Here is a 24,585-nt window from a genome sequence, read left to right on the forward strand (position 1 = left end):
GTAGAATTGGATCAATTCCTCTTCCTTGGTTTTGAAACTTCTCAATTCCTTTCAACTGAGATTCCAAACCAATTCCTAATATAGCACCCCAGTTAATAGTTATTGCTGGCAATTCTAGGGATTTTCGATAGTAAGCCAAAGTATGCTGAAAGGCATTAGCAGCAGCATAATTAGCTGCACCTTCTATTCCCAAAAAATAGGCCATAGATGAAAATAGCATAAAAAAGTCTAAATATTGATTTTGAGTAAGCAGATGGAGATTCCAAGACCCTTGGACCTTAGGAGTCATAACTTTAACAAATCTTTGCCAATGATGAGATTCAAGTAGGGTATTATCTACAACTCCAGCACTGTTAATGACCCCTTTCAAGGGTGGCATATTTTGTTCAATTTCAGACCAAACCTTAGTTAGTGATTCCAAATTAGATATATCTGCTTGCACCACCATTACCTGAGCACCAGCTTGTTCTAACTCCTGCAACTGACTTTTGGTAGTTTCCTTAACTCCACTACGTCCAATCAACACCAAATGCCTCGCGCCCTTTTCGACCAACCAATGAGCCACAAGTAAGCCCACACCCCCTAGTCCACCTGCAATTAAGTATGTAGCATCTTTACGAACAGTTAAGGGTTTGTCCATAGTCTTTTGGGTGTGGCGAGAGGGCACTAACCTTGCCACATAACGATTTTCCTGCCGGAATGCTACTTCATCTTCTCTAGACTCTGACAATATTTCCGACATGAGCATTTTTGCTTGCTCCTTAGCGGTTTGCTGTGGGTCTAAATCTATACGCACACACTTTAGTTCAGGGTGTTCTGAAGCAATGGTCTTTCCCATTCCCCACAAAGACGATTGGGCCACGCCTGGCACAACAGGATTATTATCTGGTACTGCTTGTGCCCCTTGAGTAACTAACCAAAGGTGAGGAGATGGGGATAATTCAGTCTTGACTAATGCCTGCACTAACGACAAGGTACTACCACATCCAATCTGGGATGCTGAGGTTAGTTCTTCTGTAGTAAAATCACCTTCTGGTGTTTCTAAGCTCCAGCATTGAATCACTCCATGTAAGTTCCCTGAGTGCGTTACTAACTGGGAAATCAGTGTTTGAAAATCTTCAGGGTTTTCCGGGTTAATCGTAAATTCTTCTGGAGCTACCTGTTGATATTCTGGCCCAGGTTTAACCAAAGTGCAGATTTCTCCTCGCGATCGCATTTGACTTGCCAGATTTTCACCAACCCCTTGTCTATCTGCAAAAATCAACCAACCTTCTTGGGGTTTGGATAAATCTTTGGATGATTGGGTTGGTGAAGCTTGAGCAATAATTACACTCTGCGGAAATACTTCTTGGTTATTTTCCTCTACCCCTGGTAAAACAACTACTTCAGGAAAATCACTGTCTTTTAGGATTTGCTGCCATTGATAGTTCTCTAGTAGAGGATAGTTAGGTCGTAAATCAGAGTCTTCAAATCTCCACCATCCTTCTAAAAGTCCAAATACTAAATCTAGCCATCTTTGACAAGATGTTACTTCCAATAATACCAAGATTCCTCCTGGGGCTAGCAGTTGTCGGACATTTTCTAACGTCTGACGCAAAGATGTGGTGGCGTGCAGTACATTCGCTGCTACAATCACATCATACTGATGAGATTCAAACCCCTGAGCTGTTGGGTCTTTTTCTATATCTAGCTGTTGATAGCGTACAAACGGGTAATCCCGAAATTTTTCTTGGGCTTTGCTGGTAAACAAAGTACCCAGGTCCGTGAATACATATTCTGTTTGCTGGGGATTTAGGTGAGGTAGAATAAAGCTTGTCGTTCCTCCAGTGCCAGCACCAATTTCTAATAACCTTACTCCTCTGTCTTTAGGTAACTTTTCTAAGGCAGTTGATATCCCTTGCTGGACTAGGGTATTCATTACTTGCGCTTCAGATGATTCCTCATAGAGTTGGGTAGCTGTGGTTAAATCTCCTTCTGGGAAAACTAGCTGTAGTGGGTCTGCTGTTCCTCTTAATACGGCACTCAGTTGAGAGCCACAACGCTCTAGTAAGGTAAGTTCTGGCTTGCCTTGAGGGTATTGATTCTGCAATGCCTGGTTTTTTACCTGGGGATTAGTTTTCTCTGGAGTTTTAATTACTTCCCAACCCTCTGTTGTACCTTTGATAATTTCTACTTCTGCCAGTATCTCTAACAGACGGTTAAACAGTCGTCTATGTTGGGATGCAACTTCTAATTTTTCCGCTAGAGATTTACTAGAAAAAATTTCTCCTTCTGGAAATAACCAGCTCATTTCTAAAAATGCCTGGATAATATAATCAATGCTCAACGTTTCTAACTGACTTAAGAATTGACTGTAGCTATTTAAGTCAATCTCTGAGACCAATTCAGATACTAAAGGATGCAGTTTCAGGTCTATTGCTGTTGGACTCAATATGTATTCTGGTGGTAATTGCCGACCAAAACGAGGTTGCGATCGCCATTCTATTTCATATAACCAATTCCTGAGTTCATCTGCTTCCCTCCCCAGCAAAGCTTCCCTTGTAACTTGTTTTAGTTGCAAGCCTTCGATTATAGCAATTGTCTCTCCTTTGCTACTCAAGAGAGTAATTTTACCACTTAAACTGTCTTTGTTGTCTTTTAATGGTATTGCTACAGATGCCATGGCCCACAGATTGGGATCGGGACGACGGTATACCGTCAAGTGTTCGATTACTACTGGCATATAGGTAGTCTGACTTTCCTCTTCCCCGATGGCAGCAGCAATCACCTGCATACCGACATCTAAAAGTGCTGGATGTAGTTGGTAGTTTGTCAAATCTCTTAGGAGTTCTTCTGGCAACTGAATTTCCCCCATAGCTTGGCCTTCCCCACGCCACAACTGCTTAAGACATTGGAAACTGACACCGTAGTCAATACCTTGAGCGTGAAATTTTTGGTAAAGGTCTTTAACTTCTATCTGTTGAGGAAAAGTTTCTTTCAAGGCTTCTAAGTTCGCGACAGTAGGTTCACTATCTATTTGCTGCTCTCTAAGCTTTCCTTCTGTGTGGAGTGTCCAAATAGGCTGTTGCTGATTGTCTTGTTGATCTCCACTGAAAATTTGAAATTGGTACGTTCCATTTTCCCATGGGGATAAAACTGTTTGAACTGCCTTGAGTTTCTCTTGATGTAAAACTAATGCACTTTGAATTACTAAGTCTTCTAGCACCAGTTTTGAGGACTTGAATAGAGTTGCACCAGCAGCTAATACCATCTCTATATAACCAGCAGCAGGAAATATCACCTGCTCAAATACCCGATAGTGTTTCAAGTAGGCTGGTTCAGAAGCACTCAGTTGGGATTCAAACTGGATTTGTTGCTGCTGAATTGCAGAGTAGAAGCGTTCACCTAGTAAGGGATGAAAACCTTTAGCTCTTGACAAAAATATGCTTTTATGATTTGTGTTATCTATATCTATCCAATATCGTTGTCTCTGAAAGGGATAAGTAGGCAATGCAACTTTCTGACCAGCATAATCTTTCTCAAATCCTGACCAATCTACCTTCAAACCTTTCACATACAACTGCCCTAAACTCTCCAATATCTGTTGCCATTCTTCTACTCCCGGACGCAATGACGGCAACCATACTCCCACATCCTCTGGTACACATTGACGCCCCATACCTAACAATATTGGTTTTGGTCCAATTTCTAGGAACAATTCATATCCTTGCTCATTTAGAGTTTTCATACTCTGGGCAAATCTCACTGGTTGTCGCACATGACTAACCCAATATTCAGCAGTAGCAATTTCCGCACCTACTTTTTCACCAGTGATATTTGATATTAGTGGTATTTTGGGTTGATTGTAGGTTACTTGTTTGGCTACTGCCTCAAATTCTGCCAACATTGGCTCCATCAAAGGAGAATGGAAAGCATGGGAAACCTGTAGCGGTTTTGTCTTTACTCCCAGAGCTTCTAACTTACTGCAAATAGCTGCGATCGCTTCACTCTCACCAGAAATCACGATACTTTCTGGCCCATTGATGGCAGCAATGCTGACAGCGGGCTTGTGCAACCCCTCTTGGGAACTATAGTCCGCGATCGCCTCCTTTACCACAGACTCTGATGCCAACAAAGATACCATTTCTCCACCCGGAGGCAACTGCTGCATTAACCGCCCCCGCATAGAAATTAACTTCAAACCATCTTCTAGACTGAAAACTCCTGCCACACAAGCTGCCACATATTCTCCCACACTATGCCCCATCACCACCTTGGGTTTGATTCCCCAAGAAAACCATAACTTGGCGAGGGCATATTCAATAGCAAACAGAGCCGGTTGGGTATAAGCAGTTTGGTCTAGTAGAGAAGAACCTAAGTTTTGTGCATCCTGAGGATAAAGTACTTCTAAAAGCGGATGTTCCAAATACGGACGTAGGATTTCATCACATTGATCTAACCCTTGACGAAAAGTAGGTTGACTTTCATACAATTGCCGTCCCATATTTACATACTGGGAACCTTGACCGGTGAAAAGGAAGGCGACTTTAGGACGCTTGCGACCAATCTTTTGACCCTTGAAAACTCCTGGTGTTTCCTCTCTTTCTGCGGTAGCCTTTAATTGTTCCTGTAACTGCTCTGTTGATTTGGTGACAACAGCGAGGCGATATTTGAAATGCGTACGCCCCACATTGGCTGTATAACAAACATCTCCTATGGCCAATTCTGAATGTTTTTTCAAGTGGTGCTCATAACCGGTGACTAACTGCTCTAGAGCTTCTTCCGTTTTCGCTGAGAGCGTGAGCAGATGCACTGGACGTTCTAACCGTTCTTCTTCCGTGCTCCCCTCCTTGGGAGGGGTTGGGGGTGGGTTCCCTATTAAGAGTTCCTTGTTCTCCACTTCTGCCAACACCACATGGGAGTTAGTGCCACCAAAACCAAAGGAACTCACACCTGCGTACGCTGGCATTGACTTTTCTGGCCAAGGTGTGAGAGTTTCCTGTACTCGCAATGGTATTTCGTCAAACTTGATATAAGGATTCGGCTCAGTGAAATGTAGACTTGGTGGAATCTGGCGATAGTGAAGTGACAGTGCTACTTTAATTAATCCGGCAATACCTGCTGGTGCTTCTAAATGTCCGATATTGGTTTTAGCTGAACCGACTGCACAGTAGTCACCAGGAGCACGGCCAACAGAAAGCACTGCTCCTAGGGCTTTCATCTCCATTGGGTCTCCGAGTTTTGTCCCTGTGCCGTGGGCTTCTATATACTGAACCTGACCTGGTGAAACTCCTGCATTTTTGTACGCTGCCCGTAACACCGCTTCCTGTGCCAAAGGATTGGGGGCTGTTAGCCCGTTGCTGTATCCATCTTGGTTAACTGCGCTTCCCTTGACTAAGGCATAGATGCGGTCTCTGTTAGCCAGGGCTTGAGATAGTGGTTTCAGTATCACTAACCCTGCACCCTCACTGCGGACATAACCATCAGCTTTGGCATCAAAGGTTTTACACCTACCGTCAGCAGCCATAAATCCTCCTTGGGCATAGGCTACTGACATCCACGGCGATGTCACCATATGTACGCCTCCCACCAAAGCTAGGCTAGATTCTCCACTCCACAGGCTTTGACAAGCTAAGTGTACTGCTACCAGGGATGAAGAACAGGCAGTATCTATGGCCATGCTCGGTCCATGGAAGTCGAAAAAGTATGAGAGGCGATTGGCGTTAATACAATTTAAGTTACCTGTGCCTGTATAGGTACTAAAGTTACTGGGATTTTGGGCGATGAGTTCGTAGTAGTCGAAGCTTGATACCCCCATGAATACCCCTGTGGGTGTACCTGCCAATTCTTCTGGTGGTTGTCCAGCGTCTTCTAAAGCTTCCCAAGCTAGTTCCAGCAATAGCCGTTGTTGGGGATCCATTGTTTGGGTTTCTCGGGGAGAAATACCAAAAAAATTCGGGTCAAATCGATCTACTTGCTCTAGAAAGCCACCCCACCGACTGTTCGTTTTCCCTGGCTTGGAGATGTCGGCGTCATAAAATAATTCGTTATCCCACCGAGAAGCTGGCACTTCGGTAATTGCGTCTATACCATTACACAGTAATTCCCAGAATTCTTCGGGATTTTTAGCTCCTGGGAAACGACATCCCATTCCTATTATTGCTATTGGTTCTTTATTCATTGGGATTTAACTATTTTCTTCTCGAATTTGTTATTTACATAAATTATTTTAAAATTATTTGTTTAAAATTTAGTTTTGGTTTATAGCTCTATGTATCCCCCAAAATTATTTTAACTAATTATTTGATTTTTTGTTCAGACTTAATATTAAGTTTTATTAAAAACTGTATTACTAATCTAATACAGTTAGAGGTGATTTACTGACAAACTATTTATTGGCTACACTATGGCTGAGGAATATATCAGATATCCCTCAGAGGTTGTCTGAGAAGTCTCATTTGCTACATCCAAGCCCCCGTTGGTCCCCCTCTGGGGGACTTTTAGAAGCAAATTGACTCTTGTTTCCCCCAAAGTTGGGGGGTCAGGGGGGCAAAATTCAGGATCAAAAAACTTTTCAGATATCCTCTCAGCAATCACCAGTGAATTTCAACAAATATTATGCACCAAAGTGCTCTGCCATAGCTTCTATTGTGGGGTAACTATACAGAATTGTTGGGTCTATTTCTTTTGATAGCCAATCCCCGAAATCGCTTGTTAAAGATATTGAGGCTGAAGAATCTAGACCGTAACGATTAAAAGAAGTACTTGTCGATATTTCTTCAATTTCTAGATCTAATAGTTGTGACAGATAAGAAATCAACCACTCCTGAACCTCATCTACTGTGGGTTGATTCTTATTCTCTATACTTCCATTATCTACACTAGTCAGGTTTTCGGTCTCTACGGTTAAGTTTTCCATAATTTATTGATGGGGAGTTACTAGATTTTACTGAAATTATTGACGATACGTGTAACTATCATCAGCTCTCACCAATTAATGATAGTTACACCTCCTAATCTTGTTCAGGTTTCCTATTTTTATTTCTTCTGAACAATCAAGCTAACTTCTTAGCTTCGAGCATTTTGGCGCTTGGCAACTTCACATCCCAAACTAAACCTAATTTTTCCAATAACCAAATTAGGCAGTAACCTAAATCTATTTGCCACCATTTTAACCCGATCGCTGCCGAATTTTCAAAAGTATGGTGATTATTCTGCCAGGATTCTCCAAAAGTAGGAATAGCCACCCAAATATTGTTCCGACTCTGGTCTTTACTATCGAAAGGATGAGTCCCAAAAGCATGAGAAAATGAATTGATACTTAAAATGGAGTTATCTACCACAAACATCCTTACAAATCCACCCCACAGAAGACCTTCCACAGCCCCTATCCAAGAGCCATGAATAATTCCTCCTAAAATAGTTGGCATTAGCAGACCCAAAACTATCCACACTACATAATGGCGATTAATCTTGCTAATGGTTTTGTCTCGCATCAATTCTGGCGCATAATACATCGGGTTAGGATACTCGTGGTTTGTTAGCCAACCCACATGGGCGTGCCACAGACCTCGTAATTTCCCAAATATTCCTTCCCCTAGTAATTCGGGATTTGGGGAATGGGGATCACCAGGCAGGTCGCTGTACTCGTGATGGCGACGATGCACTGCTACCCAGGAGACTACAGGTCCTTGAGCGCCCATACAACCTAGAATTGCTAAAATGACTCTCATCGTCTCGCTGGTTTTAAAAGCACGATGGGCAAAGTAGCGATGTAGTCCCAAACTCATCCCAATCATACTCAATGCCCACATTCCTATTAGTAGTCCTATTTCCACGCTACTGATCGGGTACCACCATAGTAAAGCGATCGCTATTACTGTTCCGATTGCTGGAATGACATTGTACAACAGAAAGTGTTTGGTCTGGAGACCTTTTATGTAGTCATTTAATATAGTTTTTGACTTTTGAGTTTTGGCTGGTTTAAAAGATTCTTTGGTCACATCCATTGGAATTGACATCAAACTGTCTCCTTGGTTACCATTTTCTAAATTTTTTCATTTTTTCCAAGGCCATAACACCTGTTTAATACTAAGGATCTAGGGCCTAATTTTCCCGGTTACATAATTGGCGGTATCTCGGTAAATTCCATCAAATTATATCATCAATCTTTATCAAATCAACCCATCAAAACTACCTCCATTTAAGTGGAGACCGCTGCTTGTCTTTTACTTGCCACTTTTCCCCTGGCTTCCAACTGGTCTAATGTTCCTTCCAAAAACTTAACTCGGCAAGCAGAGCGTTGTATTTTACCACTTGATGTTTTAGGAATGCTCCCAGCTTTTATTAATACTACAGAATACACCTGTAGATCATGTTCGTCTGTAACTGCCTCTCTAATATTTCCCACTACCTCATTTAGATCTAGTGTCTTTTGGTAACTACGCTCCACCTCCTGAACCACTATTAAACGTTCTTCTCCCTTAATCTCCACTGCCAATGCTGCTCCATGACTAGAACGCAGTGATGGGTGACTTTTTTCCACGGTCAATTCAATATCTTGGGGATAATGGTTGCGACCACGAATAATAATCACGTCTTTGATACGCCCTGTAATAAATAGTTCACCATCTTTCAAAAATCCTAAATCCCCTGTGCGCATAAATGGCCCTTCACCACTTTCGGCAAGGTTTGCATGAAAAGTCTTTTCTGTCTCTTCTAACCTATGCCAGTATCCTACAGCCATACTAGGATCGCAGACCCAAATCTCTCCTACCTGATCTGGTTGACATTTTCTCAAAGTGTTTCGATTAACGATCGCCACTTTCATCCCACCAATGGGAGGTCCACAGCTAACTACAAATCGTACTACCTGATCTTTGTCTGCTGGTGATACTACTACAATTTTATTTTTTTCTAGGGCTTCTGCTGCTAAGGTCAACACCCTGGCTTTTTCCCCATGTTTTTTAGTCGAAACCAACAAAGTTGCTTCCGCTAGTCCATAAGCTGGATAAAGAGCATCCCTACGGAAACCAAATGGTTCAAAAGTGGCAATAAAATTTTCCACTGTTTCTTGGCGAACTGGCTCGGCTCCGTTGCTAGCTGTACGCCAACTACTTAGGTCTAAATTCGCCCTTTGTTCTGCTGTGGTTCTTCTTAGGCAATGTTCGTAGGCAAAATTTGGTCCTTGACTATGGGTAACTCGGTAGCGTGAAATTGTCTGTAGCCAACGAATGGGTCGCATATAGAACGCGATGGGCGACATCACATAGCAAGGAATACCGGAATATAGCGGTTGGATTAGTCCATCAACGAGTCCATAATCGTGAAAATGGGGAACCCACGTTGTGGCGATACTGTCTGATGTATAACCCCAAGCTTCTTTTATGTAACTACAGTGGTGTATTAAATTTTTGTGGGTTAGCATCACACCCTTTGGTGTTGAAGTGGAGCCGGATGTGTATTGAAGATAAGCCAGAGTATCGCCATTTAGATCTGGTTTTTGCCATTTTTGTGATAGCGAAATAGGAATTTTATCGCTAACTATCCATTTGATCCTTTTGAATTCTGAAGACAACTGAGAAGTGGATTCTTTGAGTTGGGAATACTTGGAAAAATCAGTAAGTATTACCGAAGCTTGGGCATCAAAGACAATTGCTTCAAGCCTAGGTAGTGTCCGCTTCAGTCTAATTGGGTCTGGTGGTGGTGCCGGAATGGCAACCACTCCTGCATACAAACACCCAAATAAGGCGGCGATAAATTCTAGTCCCTGTGGATATAGGAGTAAAGCCCTTTCATTCCTATCTACTTGTTTTTGAAGTTCTACAGCAATTGCCCTGGCTTTTTCATCTAATTCTTTGTAACTTAGGCTATTTACCTCTTTTTCCCCATTCTGTAGGAAACTGTAAGCTTTTCGAGCAGATTGATAGTGGGAGCGATATTGAAGAAGGTCAATTAAAGTAGAAAATTCTTGCTCATTTTTCATATACTCAATTTGGATTCACCACTATTGTTTGCCAATAACGTACGCAATTTTCTGGTCTAACCATGGCTGACCACAACCTATAACCTTACGGACACCTGTAACCTAGCTACAGACTGGTATTACTTGGTTTTGTTCTAGTGCTTTCCTCTGCATAGGTATGCGTACGCTAACCACCGAGACAGATTTTGACTGCGTCGGGGTGGTGGATATGTGGGCACTGCAATTACGCCAGCATACAAGCACCCAAACAAAGCAGCAATGAAGTCTATACCTGGTGGTACTACTAGCGAGCATTGCTCGTTCCCCCGTTGCCCCCAGAGACGGCAACTGACAGGCGTACGCCCTTGAGCGTTGCTCTAATACCTCATAGGTGATACGAGCAGTTTCTTTTTCCCCTTTTTCCTTGAAGGTATAAGGGATTTGTTCAGGCTGAGAATGGGCTCTCAAGCGCCACAACTCTACCAGATTGTCAAACTTCTCGTCAAGGTCTGAAAATCTGATATTTTTCAAGTTTCAACCTCCTTGGTAGATAGCGTTTTTCAACGCTTACTTGCTCCGTTTCAACAGTTTTTTACTGTTTTAACTTTACTTAGGTGTACTTAGGTTTCTGAGCCTTGAGAGGCAACGAAATTCGGCACCATGAGAAATTTAGCACGAAAAAAATAACCTGTCAACCCTAATCGTAAATAAATTCTGCTTGACTCTCGTCCCACCTATAGATATATAAAACCTAAGTACTCTGACATCTAGGAGTACTCACTAGCAGTAATCCATTGATTAAGGTACTTTCGTCCTAGGTTTTAGGGAGTAGGAAGTAGAGAGTAGGGAAAAAATGCTCTATATCTCATTACTAATATAAACGCTATTAATTTTTTTTTTTTTGAACTGTGTTAAGAAACTTGAAGTTGCTCAAACCGTTGCTGTTCCCTATTCCGAGACCCAAAGTTTCCAACTCTTAACAGTCCACTTTACTTGTCTGGGACTCCTTAGCTATAGAAAAAGCTATAGAAAAATAACATTTTCAACCAGACTCTCCCAACTCCTGATTGGATCTGATCAGGATTTCTGGGAAAACTTAGGATAAGATGCTAATGGAGATCAGAGGATAACTGTGTCTCAAGACCTATTGCAAAACCGAGACTACACCATAATTCTGGCAAGAAATGCCTCTAAAAATTTTGGAACCCTGCCTGGACTGGACAAGCAGTGGTTGCTAGCTCAGGAGTCTATTATCGCCTTGGCAAAGAAATGTGAGGAACTTGATCCAGATGGACTCACTATTTATATTGCATCTACTCCCTATCAAAAATATGACAACACCACTAGTCAGGCATTAGTTGACCTGTTTGAGCAGCCCTATGGTTCAGACAGCATCAATGTGGTTGAGCCGCTCAAAGTTGCACTTGATGACCACTTTAGCCGTAAATCCCGCCAGCAGACAAAAGCAAACGGTGATATTATTATCGTCATCCTTGATAGTGAACCAAAGCCACGGATGGCTGTAGTCAAATTGCTAGTGGCAGCAACTAAGAAGATGGATTCTCAGGAAGAACTGGGTGTGATGTTTGCCCAAGTGGGGGAAGACCCCATTACTCGTGGTTTTCTAACTGCCTTAGATGATGATTTACATGCTGCGGGCGCTAAGTTAGACATTGCCGACACTAAGCTTTTGTCAGCTATGGAGGAAAGTCAGATTACTAAGTTTTTGCTCGATGCCCTATATGATTAGGATGTAAGTATTCAGCCGTCAGCGGTCAGCCGTCAGCTATCAGCCGTCAGCCGTCAGCGGTCAGCCGTCAGCCGTCAGCCTTGAGCTTTCAGCCTTGAGCTTTCAGCTTATTTTCTTAAAAAGCACCTCCAGTAGCCTGGCCACAGGCCCAAAGCTGATACGCGACACGCTGATAGCTGATAGCACCATCTGTAGCGTGCGCGTAGCGCATAAGCTGATAGCTCTCATGAAAATGAATCCTTACCACTGAACTCGGTTAAGTTCCAAAAACTATGTCTACACCGACCAATATCAATAAGATTCTGATTGAACGTCCTAGCCAAGACCATCTTGATAACTTGGGTGTTTCAGATTGGCCAATTTGGACAAAGGAAGTTTCGGAATTTCCCTGGACTTACGATGAACAGGAAACTTGTTACTTACTAGAGGGTGAAGTAGTTGTCACCCCAGATGGGGGTGAACCAGTTCAAATTGCCAAAGGAGATTTAGTAACCTTCCCAGCTGGAATGTCTTGCACCTGGAAGATTATATCTAATGTTAGAAAGCACTATCAATTTGGCTAGAATTTTGGCGTTGCTGAATTAAGGAATGAATGCGCGATTATCTGGTGAAAGTTAAAGCCCCCTAAATCCCCCAAGCGAGCAATCCCTCGCTTGGGGGACTTTAAGAGTTTTGTTCCCCCCAAGCGAGCAATCCCTCGCTTGGGGGGCTAGGGCGTGTTTTCAAAGTTTTCCGCAAGATTATGATCCCCCCCAGCCCCCCTTAAAAAAGGGGGGAGCCATACTCAAAGTCCCCCTTTTTTAAGGGGGACCAACGGGGGATCTCCGAGTTTGAAAACACACCCTAGGGGGGCAAAACCATACCCATAATCAGCAACGCCAGAATTTTGAGGGGCTTTGATCCAGGATTTTAGGGAGTAGGGGTAATAAAAACGAAGTGATTAACCGGAATTTATATCCCTACTCTATATGCCTACTTTATTGTTTCACTCATCTGCTTCTCTAATTCTTCTAATAATTGATCGACATCTTTCCCAACTTCTATAAAGCACTCCGGTGGTGAAAGTTCAGGTTCAAATTGAATCAGTTTCAACTGTCCATTACCAATACCAATAATCAGAACTTCCTGCTCAGGTTTATGAGCATCCACCACTCCCAAAATTTCCTGAATTTGGTTATTAACCTGACGATTTAGGGTTTCTATTGCTGCCCTAGGACAGTAAACAAAATGTGGCTTCGGTTTCATATCAAGTCCGAGGGTTTCATCAGTTTCTCCTTTTTCCAGAAATAGCCCCCAAGCCAGTGCAGCTAATTCTTTTTGATTGGCTTTAACAAACTTATCTAACTGATGTTGCCACTTGTTTATTGCTAAGTCTTGCCGATTACTACCGAATAAGTCCATATATTATTTATCAATTGGGTGAGGTACTTTCGTTATGGGTTTTAGTTAGCAGTTAGTAGGGAGCAGGGAAAAAATCCTGTGTACCTCATAACTATGGAAAACGCTATACTCACATCCCGATTGTCTAGAGCGACACAAACCAAAAACTAACCCAAGAAACTAAGGCAGATGGGTGGTTTTTACTAGACAGCTGCACCATGATATCATTTCCGGTACCGCGCACCACCGGACTTGATATGAATGATTTTTGGACAGATATTCTCAACTTTGCCAAGGACACCACAAACCGTGTCGGTAATCGGCACCTCCGGGACTTTGGTCAGGTACAAGGGTCCGAAAAAGCCGATGGTACGTTAGTGACCCAGGCGGACAGGTGGGCAGATCAAGAAATTAGAGATGCGATCGCATCTCATTTCCCCAGCCACGGCGTACTGAGTGAAGAAGCATCCCACCAATTTCCTGAGTCTGAATGGTGCTGGATTATTGACCCTCTTGATGGCACCACCAACTTTACTAGAGGAATTCCCCTGTGGGGGGTTTCCTTAGGCTTGTTGTATCAGGGAACTCCAGTGTTTGGTTACATTCATTTTGCTCCTGTCCAGCAATCTTTTCATGGTTTTTGGCTTGGGAAATCGGAGCTAAAAGGTGTCGAAAACGGTGCTTTTCTCAATGGACGCCCCATCCACAGCAGCCAGGATTCCCCTAGCCAAAACCACTTTTTCAACCTGTGCGCCCGTAGTACCTCAGTAATGAAGCAACCCTTCCCCTGCAAAATTCGGATGCTAGGGGTTGCCAGTTACAACTTTCTCGCCACTGCCAACGGTGTCACCTTAGGAGGAGTGGAAGCCACCCCGAAAATTTGGGATTTTGCTGGAGCTTGGGTGATTATTCACGCAGCTGGGGCAGTTTGGGTACCCCTAGATTCTCAGACAATTTTCCCCCTAGAAGTAGGCCAAGATTACGGTCAGCGGTCGTTTCCAACTCTAGTTGCAGCACGTCCGGAATTAGTGAGTGTGTTTAAGCCCTTGGTAGAGTTTCTTGGGGATAAGGCAAGTAGAATGTAGAATGTAGAATTAAGAATGTAGAATTAAGAATGTAGAATTAAGAATGTAGAATGTAGAATGTAGAATTAAGAATGTAGAATTAAGAATGTAGAATGTATAAGGCCAAATGTAGAATGTAGAATTAAGAAGGCCAAATGTAGAATGTATAAGGCAGAATGTAGAATGTATAAGGCAGAATGTAGAATGTATAAGGCAGAATGTATAAGGCCAAATGTAGAATTATAAGTTCTAAATTCCCAATTCTAAATTCTAAATTCTAAATTCCCAATTCTACATTCTAAATTCTAAATTCTAAATTCTAAATTCCCAATTCTACATTCTAAATTCTAAATTCTACATTCTACATTCTACATTCTTAATTCAAAAGGGATGTTCCCATAAATAATCTGCGATCGCATTTTCTCCTGCCAGTTTCTCTGGCTGAGCACCCAACAAAACGGAAATTTGTTCCAACTGATGATTGAATCGTCGAGCAACCCGACTGGGTATACCGTAGTCATAGATAATATGACCTTGCCCAGCAATCACTACTACTTGATAATCTGGGTTAGCTTGGGCAAACAAAGCAATCTTCTCTGCCATGGTTTCATCCCATAACACTTGGGCAGTGAAAAAATTGTCGAAGTTGAGACTATTGCTATGACCGGCGTGGTGATGTTGTTGGTAAAATCCTTGAATCAGATTGCGGTAATCAGCATTATCTGTACGAATTTCCGATAGTGGCGGAATATGTTCCTGCTCAGCAGAGGTTAAACTCTCTAAACCGCTACGGGCTACTTTACGAGTGACCTCAGTGGGTGTATTTAAGGCTAACACAGGCAGTTGATTGGTTTTAGCAAACCGTACTAGGGGAGCATAATATTCCCAAGGAAAGCCCCAGCGTTGTTCATACTCACTTTGCTTAACCAACTCAGCTTCTGTGATTTCCCCGGCTAGGTATTGATCCAGGATATCTTGAGCTGGGCGCTGGAACATTTCCATTGCGATCGCAATTTTGGAATTTTCACGGGTTAGTGCTTGAATAATCGCTAACTGCGCCTCATGATCTTTTGTGCTATTGTGAGTTTCTCCTAAATAGATAACCCGGGCTTTTTTCCATTCCGGTAATACCTCCGGTAGGGATACTAAATTAACCGTTTCTATCTGTTGTTGCTGGCTAGTGGCAGTTGAACTATTATGTTGTTTATGTTGAGCAAAAACTGGGGTAGTACAGAGAAAGAAAATTCCTAGGGAATAAACAACGACTTTGGTAATTGTGCCCATATAAAAGTGATAATAGCTACTCAAAAATCCAACTGGTTATGTTTACTGGTCATGTTTAGCTTAACGTGATTCAGGATTGCCAGGAATTGATTTACTATCACAAAATTCCAAAAGCCGATTCAAAGCCCAAAATTCATCCACATCACCTTTGCCTGTACTAATGTGAGCCACATGACCCCCTTGGGGAGTTAAAATCAAGTTGGCATAGGGATTACTACTCGTTCGCTCTTCCAATTCTGGAATAATAGTAGGGTCAAAAATCGGGTCATCCGCAGCATAGATGATCAAATAGGGCAAAGCTAAGCTGTCCAACAGGTAAAGTCCACTAGTCTTCTGATAGTATTCATTAACGCTAGCAAACCCGTAGTAATCAATCACCATATAGTGGTCAAAGCTCCGCATTGAGTTAATGCACTCCACTACACCAGGTTTAACAGCCTCAGGAAAGTTTTCTAACCGTTGTTGAGCTATTTTCCTGAGTTTATGAGTGAACCTCTTTTCGATCAAACGTCCCATTGGCGTAGATAGCAAATAATCTATGGAGCGATTCGATTCCAGATTAGGAGCCAAAACTGCTCCAAACCTGACCAGAGAACAATTGTTTTCAACTGCGGCCTTAAGTCCCCACAATGCCAACTGTCCCCCCATGGAAAAGCCCACCAAACCGACAGGTTCTGGGCAACCCATCTTTACTAATTCCATGGCTAGCTGCAACTGATCTTCCCCTTCTCGCCAACCGTCAGAAGATGGGACTGGGGATAGTTGTGCACTGCGTCCGTTACTGCGCCAATCATAAATTAACACTGCCCAACCATTACTGTAGGCTTTACGAGCAAGGGTACGACTATACCAACCACTATCGACATCCCCTGTAAGGGCATAGTTAACAATCAGGGTCCCTTTGGCATTGTCAGGACAACTCCACAATCCGCGCAACGGTACCTGATCCGCACCAGTAAATATGTGTTCCTGCCAGGGAATCAGGGGCAAATGGGAAAGCCAAGGTACTTTTTCCCCCCACCAACTCCAGGTCGTGCCGTACCAGTAAGTCGTAGCAATACTTTGAAATAAGCCATTTCTTAGGTACCAGGGAGCTTGGTAGTCTTGCATCAGGTTTCGTAGCTATTTGTAGATTACAGATAGGAGTATAAGCCGTTCTAGTTCCCCATCGGTGTGGGCAGACAAAAATTTATTGCTCTAATTTTCGATATCTTTTTCCATCCACCGACGAGTCCCAAAAAACTGACAGGAATTGGTAGCTACCTTTGCTGCTGCGCCTAGGGCATCAGTAAACTCTTTCTGTAGAATATAGTGACAGAAGGCACCGTGAAACACATCCCCAGCTCCCAAAGTATCTACTGCTTGAATCTGGGGTACGGGTACTTCACCGGACACTCCTAAGCTGCGATACTGAATTGGTTTTTCTCCTTGGGTAATGGCAATGTGAGGAATCCCAGCGTCTAGGAGATAAGCCATCACCTCTTGTTGACCACAGCACCCTGGTGGATAGAAATTGGCTGAGCAAATTGCGTAATCAACGTAGGGCAAAATTGTTTCAAATCCTGGCTTCCAGCTACCCCCATCGATGACTACAGGGATATGATGAGTTTTGGCAAATTTTGCGATCGCATTACTAACCACCATCTGATGACCATCAATGAGCACTACATCCACCATCAAGTCTAAATCCTGAGGTATTTGTGTACTGCTGGCTTGGATTTTAGTAGCATTAATCGAAATAACTGCGCGATCGCCTGTGGATTCCGTAACAATGATAGAAGATACTGGTGGCGGTTGGGGGTTAGCTGGATCAAGGTCAGCGATGATTACGCCATGACTGGTCAAATCGCTGCGAATTAGCTGAGTAATCGGATTAATTCCCACCACACCTATAATTTTAGCTAGATTCCCCAGATAGCTAAACGTTACTGCTGCATTCGTCCCTGGTCCCCCAGCCGCTACCGTATAGTCAGAGGCAGTTATTTTTTCATTGCTGCTTGGTAGCTTGGTGCTGAGGTATACCAGGTCTAAGGTAACCATCCCCACAAAAATACCAGTACTCGCCATCTAACAACTACCCTTAGTATGATTTTTCATCAGCCTTGTAAAGGTAAAATTGTTGGCAGATGCCCACAGTTTCAAAAGAGTATGCAGGGATCAGCGTACTAACATCCAGGTCAGTGCGGTAAATACTAAAGAGCAGAAAATTTTCTCGCTTTGTGCTCTGGGCAACAACTTGCTTAATTTGAGGTCGCCCTGTATCCACCAGGATGGTACACTGACGGCGCAGGAAACTGCCTAGGGTTTCCGGTGCTTGGGGACAAACTTCTTCTTTTAGATACTTGCTCAGTTGCTCAACCGCATAATCTTCATAGGTAGCTTGTCCAGGATTGGTCACCACCATTGAGCCTCCCACCACCGCCAGCACCATCGTGCCAAAAGCGGTGACAACCTGTGAAATCTTCATCTGAATTTTTTAACGGTATATTGTATATTAAGATGGCTATTAAGCCTTCGAGTTCCAGATTAACTGCAAAATACTGGTAACGTCTTGCATGTTTGATGGAAGTCCCTCAGGGCAAGACAATTGCAGCAATTGTCAGCAAACTTCAGAACTGACGGAATCAGCATAAACCCATCAAAATTTCATAGATTGTTGATAAACCCACAAATAAGATGCTATAATCAACAACGGTAAGATTATGGCGAGCGTAGCCAAGTGGTTAAGGCAGTGGATTGTGGTTCCACCACTCGCGGGTTCGAGTCCCGTCGTTCGCCCTAAAAGTCCGTGGAATGGGCATCTTGGCTGTTTCAACTTTCCGGCATCTTGGTAGAACGGGGATCCTGCTGTGGAATGGGCATCTTGCCCGTTTCAATTCCCAGGCGGGCATCTTGCCTGTTTCAACTTTCGGGCATCTTGGTGTGGAACGGGCATCTTGCCCGTTTCAATTCCCAGGCGGGCAGAATGCCCACTCTACTCCTATTCAGCGCGAAGATTCAGCAATGCCAAAAAAATGCAGAAGTAAATTCACATAATCACTTCTGCGTTAACCCTTTCAAGACCCTTGACTAGACACCAATAGAGTCTACATCCACAGTCTTGACTTCAGGGTCTTGAGTGTCATTGGCAATTTTTTCGCTTTGGCGGGTTTTGGCAAAGTCAATTAGCCACTGAGACAGCTCCGAAACCAGCAGGGTTATAACTGCGATATCATCAATTTGCCCAAGGATGGGAATAAAGTCTGGGGAAATATCAATGGGGCTAAGAAAGTAAACTAGGGTCCCCAAGATGATCCACCACCGGTACTTGGAATGGCGGATAGTGTTGCGATACCAGTTGTAAAAAGATTGAATTGGATTGTTCATCAAATATTTGCGGCTGAATACCTCATCCCATAGCAAGTTACGTGGGTAAGAAAGCCACACCTCCAACTAATGGTTTAAGCGATGCAGCGCCTTCACGCGGGGGTTCCCCCCATGAGCGACTGCATCAAGAAAGGACTGGTTTTAAATGCTAATCAGCCGAGACCAGCCAAACTCGTTATCCCCAAGGGCCAGATAGGTGCGCGCCTCCAAGGCCGCGAGCAATCCCTCGCGGCCTTGGGTCGCACCTCTTTTTAAGATTTCTCCGGAGAGCGAAGCAACCGCACAAGCGGTTTTGCCTATAGACCGGACTGGGGAAATATCCGGCTCTGAGGTACCAAACAACAGCTCAATACTCTATAGCTACTATTTATAGTGCCAGATTCTTCCAGAAACCGACTATGGGGATAACCACCCGTTTGATTAGAGTTTTTACTAGAATTAGAAATTTTAGGACTTAGGTAGCTGAAACCAAAAATTGAGGCTTTCCCTAATATGGAACTTGGTTATGGTGATCAGACCTTAGCCCCATGGAAATGAAATTCTTCCCTATCTCCCCATCTCCCCATCTCCCCATCTCCCCATCTCCCCCCACACTCCCGACACTGCCTGGACTAGCTAAGACACTCTGTACCGGATGTGCTAAAGTCCAAGTGTAAATTTCCTGACCTAATCAGTTAACTCGTGGAGAATAGGATCAGTTTCTTGGTAAGTGGTTGAAAATCAATAGAAGATTGATAGACCACTGAGTTATTTGGAAGTAAGGGCAAGTCGTGGATATTGTCGAACTTATTGCAAAAGGTGGGATCGCCATGTGGCCTCTGTTGGCTCTATCGATCCTGACTATGGGTACAATCTTTGAACGGATTTGGTTTTGGGCAACTATAGCGTTGAGGGAAGGCATAATTGTTAATCGTGTTCTAGAGGCAGCAGCTGGTAGCTGGCATGTTGCTAGACAGATTGCCCTAGAGTCACGCCGACAACCCATCGGTAGATATTTGTATGCTCCTTTACGACTGAATAATCCTGACCCAGAAGTATTCCGGCTGGCTCTAGAGTCGGCTGCGGATGATGAATTAGCTGCTATGCGACGGGGGGACAAACTCCTGGAAGCTGTGATTGCTCTAGCACCATTGTTGGGATTACTCGGTACAGTGTTGGGCTTGATTAATTCATTGGGTTCCATTCGCATTAGTGACCTTGGAACAGCTTCCACCGATGGGGTGACTCAGGGGATTGGAGAATCACTGATTAGCACAGCTACAGGTTTGATTGTGGCGATTATCAGTCTGGCCTTCTATAGACTATTTCAGGCTTTTTGGTTTAACCAAGTTAAAGTGTTCCGCAAAGCCGGAAGCGAGTTGGAATTGCTTTATCGACAATATTGGTTACAACAAGAAGAAAGCTCTTAGTCCAAGGACATATCTATGAATAAAAAAAAGGATTCAGCTAGTTCCCCGATGGCAATCCGTCCTCTAAGACTGCGAATGGATAGCTCGCCGGAAGAGGTTCGGGTTGAGATTGTTCCCCTGATTGATGTGATTTTTTGTATTCTGACCTTTTTCATTTTGGCAGCTGTTACCTTATCTCGCCAGCAAGCCCTGAGCGTGGATTTGCCTAAGGCAAGTACTGCTAAGGCTCAAGGACGGCAAATCTTAATGGTTAGCCTTAATGAGTTTGGTCAACTCTACGTTGAACAAGAGCCAGTGGTAACTCAAGAGCAGTTCAAAAAGAAACTGCAAGCATATCGTCAAACTAATCCTTATGGGTTGATGGCGCTTTATGCTTCCAAGGAGGCCAGTTACAACGAGGTCGTTCAGGTATTGGATGTGCTACGACAAGTGGGAGGCGATCGCGTAGCCCTAGCTACTCTACCGGGATCCTCAGGTCAATCCATTGACTTTATTCCTTCCCTACCATCGGGAACAGGTGTCCCTAACTTCAACTCCCCTGGAAAAAACTCCTCCGATTCGATTAATGACATATTAAAGTTCTTGCCTGGATCTACCAATAAGAAATAAGGTTTTTGAGAAGTCTGGGAAGTGTGGGGAGATGGGGAGATGGGGAGATGGGGGGATGGGGAGTCAGGGAGTCAGATCAGCAACGGTTGTGTCCCCCCCTTGTTAAGGGGGGTTAGGGGGGATCCCTATTTTCCACGAGGCTTTCAAGGTACTGACACAGGTGACCCACACAGAAATCAAACCACTCGCGGTTTGGATCAAGACTATGTCTTTAACTATACCTAATTATTGAAAACTACTTCTCTCGCCACACTCCCCTATATTCCCACACTTCCCTATCTTCCCACACTCCCCTATATTCCCACACTCCCCACACTCTTCCCGTTCTAGATTCCTAAGCTGGAACCTCAATTTTTTGGCTTCCAGCAAGACCAAAGGCTTTATGAATAGCTTGCAATGCTCGCACTCCTTGGTCTTGGGCAACAACACAGCTAATCTTAATTTCTGAGGTGGCAATCATTTGAATATTGATTTGTTCCGAACCTAGGGCGGCAAACATCTGTGCTGCGATCCCTGGTTGTCCAACCATGCCAGCACCGACAATACTTACTTTGGCAATATCGGCATCCAGGAGAATTTCGCTACACCCAATCACTGGTGCCATCTGTTGTAGGGCTTTCTGAGCCATTTCTGCTTCGGCTTGAGGTACTGTGAAGGCAAGATCCCTGGTGGCAATTCCATTAATGATTCGACAGCGTTGGGACTGGATAATCATATCAATACTAATATTGTGCTCTGCCAAGGTTCCAAATATCTTGGCTGCCATGCCTGGACGATCGGGAATTTGGCGAATGGCTAGACGGGCTTGGTTGATGTCTAGGGCTACACCTCGAACCGGGGGATGGGTGATCTCCCTTGAGTGGTCACTATTTCCTGCTTCAGGGGGAATGGGTAGATGAATGGGGGTATTGTTGATATCGAAACAGTTACACAAGGCCGCGATCGCGCGATCGCATTCGACAGCATCAATCACACAGCTGACTTTGATTTCGGAGGTGGAAATCATCTCAATGTTGACACCAGCATCGGCTAAAGCCTGGAACATCTGAGCTGCAACCCCAGGACGTCCAATCATCCCTGCCCCAGTGATCGAGACTTTAGCAATATCCCTACCGACCATCACTTCTGCTTCTTGGGTATCGGGGGTGGTTTGGCGACGCAGGGCGGGAGCAATGGCTTCGGCTACTGCTTCAGCTCGATTGATAATAGCGGTATTGACGGTAAAGGCAATATCATTAGTATTCTGTTCGTGAATTGACTGGATAATCAAATCCACATCTAGGTCTTGAACTGCAATTTCACCAAACAACCGTGCTGCTACACCAGGGGAATCGGGCACTCGTAATAGGGCTATTTTTGCCTGGTCGGTGTCATATTCTACGGTATTGACTGGTCGAGCAATTTCTAATCCCTCTAAGGAACGGGGGGGAGAGCTTGGGGAAATTACTCTAGTGCCAGGCTCATCGCTCCAGCTGGATAGGACTACTAAGGTTAAGCCATAGTTGCGAGCAATTTCTACGGCACGGGGATGGAGGACTTTTGCCCCTAAGCTAGCTAATTCCAGCATTTCATCAGCGGTAATTTCCGGCATCAGTTGAGCATCCGGTACGATCCGGGGGTCAGTGGTTAATATCCCCGGTACATCGGTATAAATTTCACACCGAGATGCCCCCAGTGATGCGGCTAGGGCTACGGCTGAGGTATCAGAGCCACCCCGACCTAGGGTAGTGATTTCTAATTCATCAGTGCTGGTGATGCCCTGGAAACCAGCAACGACTACAACTTTCCCCTCGTTTAAACACCGCTCCAACCGCTGGGTTTCGATTTGCAGAATCCTAGCGCTACTGTGTTTAGCTTCTGTTACAATACCTACTTGAGCGCCAGTTAGGGAAATAGCCGGTTGCCCTAATTCCTGTAGAGCCATGGATAATAGAGCAATTGACACTTGCTCACCGGTGGATAGCAGCATATCCATTTCCCGACGACACGGATTAGGGGAGATGGCTTTCGCTAGTTGTACCAAACCATCGGTAGTCTTACCCATAGCCGAGACCACCACTACCACGGAATTGTTTTGTTGGACTGTTTTGAGAATTCGCTGGGCAACGGCTTGTATGCGTTCCACAGAGCCCACCGAGGTACCACCGTATTTTTGGACAACTAGCGACATAAGCTTATTCCACTATTTATTTCTTTGTTTGACTCCCGTTTCCAGGATTGAGTTAATCGTAATGTAAGCTATCAGCTATCAGCTATCAGCTATCAGTTTAAGCGCTACGCGCACGCTACGCGAACAGTTATCAGCTTATGCGCTACTTGAGGTGCTACTTGAGGTGCTTTCAGCTAAAGGCTGACGGCTGATGGCTGACGGCTGACCACTGACGGCTGACCGCTTACTGCTGACTGCTTACATCGTAATTCCCTGGATACGCTAACAGAATCGTCAATAATTGTCAACAAAAAAAATTTTTTCAGTCTCTTGTTTTTAGGGAAGCAATCAGCTTTCAGCAATCAGCTTTTGGCTCTGGGTTGTCAATTCATCGATTGCCGAAAAAGGCAAGAGGCAAGAGGCAAAATGCAAAAGAAATCCGGAGTTTTATTGGACAGAAAAAAAAAGACCATACAGCTTTAAAGCCAGATATCTGAGCTGACTACTGACCGCTGACCGCTGACTGCTTATAAACCTTCACCAAATTAACTCAAGATACAGCACAAAACCAGGCAAAACCTCTTCTCCCGATAAACTACTGGGAGACTCTAACACTTCAACGTCTTTACTTGGTCGATAAATTTCCACTTGTCGGTCTTTACGATTAATCAACCAACCTAGACGAGTGCCATTGTCTCGGTATTCTTCCATTTTTTTTCGAATTGCTGTCAAGCTATCACTGGGAGAACGTAATTCAATCACAAAGTCAGGGCATAGAGGTAGAAATTTCTCTTGCTGTTGAGGAGTTAAACTATTCCAGCTTTGTAATGGTATCCAAGATGCATCGGGGGAACGGTCGGCACCATTGGGGAGTTTAAAACCAGTGGAGGAATCGAAAGCAATGCCAGTTCCATCGGAATCACTCCAGTTAAACAACTGTTGGTTTAATCTACCATTGCGATTTCCTGTGCTGCCGCCAGTGGGTGACATAATAATTAAATCTCCATTAGCATTGCGTTCAAATTTAAAATCGTCGTTGTCTTGACAAAGCTGGAAAAATTGCTCGTCGGTAAGGTTAATTGATTGGAGATCAAGGGTTAAGGTAGTCATGATTGTTTAGGGAAGGGAGTAGGGAGTAGGGAGTAGGGAGTAGAGAGTTGGGAGTAGGGAGTTGGGAGTAGAAACCTAAGTGTATTTTATAAAAATAACTAACGCTATAGAATTGTTTTAGCGATCGCGTTTTTGATTCCCAGTGATCAATAACTATTCCGATGTTGCCCTAAAAAACTGACTACTAATAGAAAAGCTATAGCTGTTTTTCCCCTAATGAGGTACACAGGATTTTTTCGCTCTTGCCTCTTGCCTCTTGCCTCTTGCCTTCCCCTCCTGGGAGGGGTTAGGGGTGGGTGCCTCTTGCCTCTTGCCTTCCCCTCCTGGGAGGGGTTAGGGGTGGGTGCCTCTTGCCTTGCGCGTAGCGCATTACCATAGTTTGGTCAAAAAATACAGAACCAACGGCTGGGTTTTTTAGCAAGTTTCAACGATACCTTAGCGATAGGCGTTAAATTTGAGTAGGAAATACCACCACTATGTCTAAAACTATGACCTCTGCTGTTGTGCATAATACTCCTCCT

Annotated in this window: 19 protein-coding genes, 1 tRNA gene and 1 pseudogene; 8 read left to right on the forward strand and 13 right to left on the reverse strand. The window is 44.0% G+C overall.

Annotated features, from left to right (window positions below; genetic code table 11):
- The 5 genes from F6K38_RS18720 to F6K38_RS18740 form a co-directional block, all read right to left on the reverse strand.
- The coding region (locus F6K38_RS18720) for a type I polyketide synthase (RefSeq protein ID WP_287357116.1) at window positions 1–6,160 on the reverse strand (6,160 nt) is incomplete at its 3' end.
- A 435-nt stretch (window positions 6,161–6,595) separates the two neighbouring features.
- A complete protein-coding gene (locus tag F6K38_RS18725) occupies window positions 6,596–6,898 on the reverse strand; it encodes an acyl carrier protein (protein WP_008184030.1) in 303 nt (100 codons plus the stop codon).
- A 136-nt stretch (window positions 6,899–7,034) separates the two neighbouring features.
- On the reverse strand, window positions 7,035–8,000 hold the full coding sequence (locus F6K38_RS18730; protein WP_202799201.1) for an acyl-CoA desaturase: 966 nt from the start codon (window positions 7,998–8,000) through the stop codon (window positions 7,035–7,037).
- Window positions 8,001–8,182: 182 nt separating this feature from the next.
- Entirely contained in the window at window positions 8,183–9,964 is a 1,782-nt protein-coding gene (locus F6K38_RS18735; protein WP_287357118.1) for a fatty acyl-AMP ligase, read from the reverse strand.
- Window positions 9,965–10,066: 102 nt separating this feature from the next.
- Window positions 10,067–10,474, reverse strand: coding sequence for a fatty acyl-AMP ligase (locus F6K38_RS18740; protein ID WP_161603162.1), 408 nt, complete (start codon window positions 10,472–10,474; stop codon window positions 10,067–10,069).
- A gap of 601 nt (window positions 10,475–11,075) precedes the next feature.
- Here F6K38_RS18740 and F6K38_RS18745 point away from each other — a divergent pair.
- Together F6K38_RS18745 and F6K38_RS18750 are read left to right on the forward strand one after the other, a co-directional pair.
- Window positions 11,076–11,693 (forward strand): vWA domain-containing protein, encoded by a 618-nt coding sequence (locus F6K38_RS18745; protein WP_287357119.1) that lies wholly within the window; start codon window positions 11,076–11,078, stop codon window positions 11,691–11,693.
- Window positions 11,694–11,965: 272 nt separating this feature from the next.
- Window positions 11,966–12,256 (forward strand): cupin domain-containing protein, encoded by a 291-nt coding sequence (locus F6K38_RS18750; RefSeq protein WP_287357121.1) that lies wholly within the window; start codon window positions 11,966–11,968, stop codon window positions 12,254–12,256.
- Window positions 12,257–12,665: 409 nt separating this feature from the next.
- On the opposite strand, the gene ccmS is transcribed toward F6K38_RS18750, so the two are convergent.
- The gene (gene ccmS, locus F6K38_RS18755; RefSeq protein ID WP_008184040.1) at window positions 12,666–13,094 is read right to left on the reverse strand and encodes a beta-carboxysome assembly chaperone CcmS; all 429 of its coding nucleotides are present in this window, start codon (window positions 13,092–13,094) and stop codon (window positions 12,666–12,668) included.
- Window positions 13,095–13,330: 236 nt separating this feature from the next.
- On the opposite strand from ccmS, the gene F6K38_RS18760 reads away from it, so the two are divergent.
- On the forward strand, window positions 13,331–14,158 hold the full coding sequence (locus tag F6K38_RS18760) for an inositol monophosphatase family protein (RefSeq protein ID WP_044493139.1): 828 nt from the start codon (window positions 13,331–13,333) through the stop codon (window positions 14,156–14,158).
- Window positions 14,159–14,518: 360 nt separating this feature from the next.
- Here F6K38_RS18760 and F6K38_RS18765 read toward each other — a convergent pair whose 3' ends face one another.
- The 4 genes from F6K38_RS18765 to F6K38_RS18780 form a co-directional block, all read right to left on the reverse strand.
- Window positions 14,519–15,421, reverse strand: a complete 903-nt coding sequence (locus F6K38_RS18765; RefSeq protein ID WP_287296741.1) for a ChaN family lipoprotein — start codon at window positions 15,419–15,421, stop codon at window positions 14,519–14,521.
- Window positions 15,422–15,481: 60 nt separating this feature from the next.
- Entirely contained in the window at window positions 15,482–16,531 is a 1,050-nt protein-coding gene (locus tag F6K38_RS18770; RefSeq protein ID WP_287357123.1) for a YheT family hydrolase, read from the reverse strand.
- Window positions 16,532–16,618: 87 nt separating this feature from the next.
- On the reverse strand, window positions 16,619–17,488 hold the full coding sequence (locus F6K38_RS18775; protein ID WP_071102890.1) for a sugar kinase: 870 nt from the start codon (window positions 17,486–17,488) through the stop codon (window positions 16,619–16,621).
- 13 nt (window positions 17,489–17,501) lie between these two features.
- Entirely contained in the window at window positions 17,502–17,888 is a 387-nt protein-coding gene (locus F6K38_RS18780; RefSeq protein ID WP_287357126.1) for a DUF4359 domain-containing protein, read from the reverse strand.
- Window positions 17,889–18,126: 238 nt separating this feature from the next.
- Between F6K38_RS18780 and F6K38_RS18785 the strand changes: the two genes are divergently transcribed.
- Together F6K38_RS18785 and F6K38_RS18790 are read left to right on the forward strand one after the other, a co-directional pair.
- Window positions 18,127–18,199, forward strand: a tRNA-His gene (locus F6K38_RS18785).
- Window positions 18,200–18,209: 10 nt separating this feature from the next.
- Window positions 18,210–18,494 carry a hypothetical protein gene (locus F6K38_RS18790; RefSeq protein ID WP_287357129.1) on the forward strand — a complete coding sequence of 95 codons (285 nt, stop codon included), beginning with the start codon at window positions 18,210–18,212 and terminating at the stop codon, window positions 18,492–18,494.
- On the opposite strand, the gene F6K38_RS18795 is transcribed toward F6K38_RS18790, so the two are convergent.
- Window positions 18,491–18,787 carry a YkvA family protein gene (locus F6K38_RS18795; RefSeq protein WP_008184057.1) on the reverse strand — a complete coding sequence of 99 codons (297 nt, stop codon included), beginning with the start codon at window positions 18,785–18,787 and terminating at the stop codon, window positions 18,491–18,493. The two genes, F6K38_RS18790 and F6K38_RS18795, sit on opposite strands and share 4 nt — an antisense overlap.
- A 770-nt stretch (window positions 18,788–19,557) precedes the next feature.
- Between F6K38_RS18795 and F6K38_RS18800 the strand changes: the two genes are divergently transcribed.
- The 3 genes and pseudogenes from F6K38_RS18800 to F6K38_RS18810 all read left to right on the forward strand — a co-directional run bounded on the left by F6K38_RS18800 (window position 19,558) and on the right by F6K38_RS18810 (window position 21,030).
- Complete coding sequence (locus tag F6K38_RS18800) at window positions 19,558–20,196, forward strand: MotA/TolQ/ExbB proton channel family protein (RefSeq protein WP_008184062.1); 639 nt, start codon at window positions 19,558–19,560, stop codon at window positions 20,194–20,196.
- A 15-nt stretch (window positions 20,197–20,211) separates the two neighbouring features.
- Window positions 20,212–20,736: pseudogene (locus tag F6K38_RS18805) on the forward strand (ExbD/TolR family protein); the annotation flags it as partial.
- A gap of 108 nt (window positions 20,737–20,844) precedes the next feature.
- Window positions 20,845–21,030, forward strand: a complete 186-nt coding sequence (locus tag F6K38_RS18810) for a hypothetical protein (RefSeq protein WP_044493128.1) — start codon at window positions 20,845–20,847, stop codon at window positions 21,028–21,030.
- Window positions 21,031–21,139: 109 nt separating this feature from the next.
- On the opposite strand, the gene F6K38_RS18815 is transcribed toward F6K38_RS18810, so the two are convergent.
- Both F6K38_RS18815 and F6K38_RS18820 read right to left on the reverse strand, forming a co-directional pair.
- The gene (locus tag F6K38_RS18815) at window positions 21,140–22,975 is read right to left on the reverse strand and encodes an aspartate kinase (protein WP_008184067.1); all 1,836 of its coding nucleotides are present in this window, start codon (window positions 22,973–22,975) and stop codon (window positions 21,140–21,142) included.
- Between the two features lie 516 nt (window positions 22,976–23,491).
- Window positions 23,492–24,064, reverse strand: coding sequence for a Uma2 family endonuclease (locus tag F6K38_RS18820; RefSeq protein WP_287263817.1), 573 nt, complete (start codon window positions 24,062–24,064; stop codon window positions 23,492–23,494).
- Window positions 24,065–24,585: the final 521 nt, after the last annotated feature.

The sequence above is a fragment of the Moorena sp. SIO3B2 genome (assembly GCF_010692525.1).
GTDB classification, from domain to species: Bacteria; Cyanobacteriota; Cyanobacteriia; order Cyanobacteriales; family Coleofasciculaceae; genus Moorena; species Moorena producens.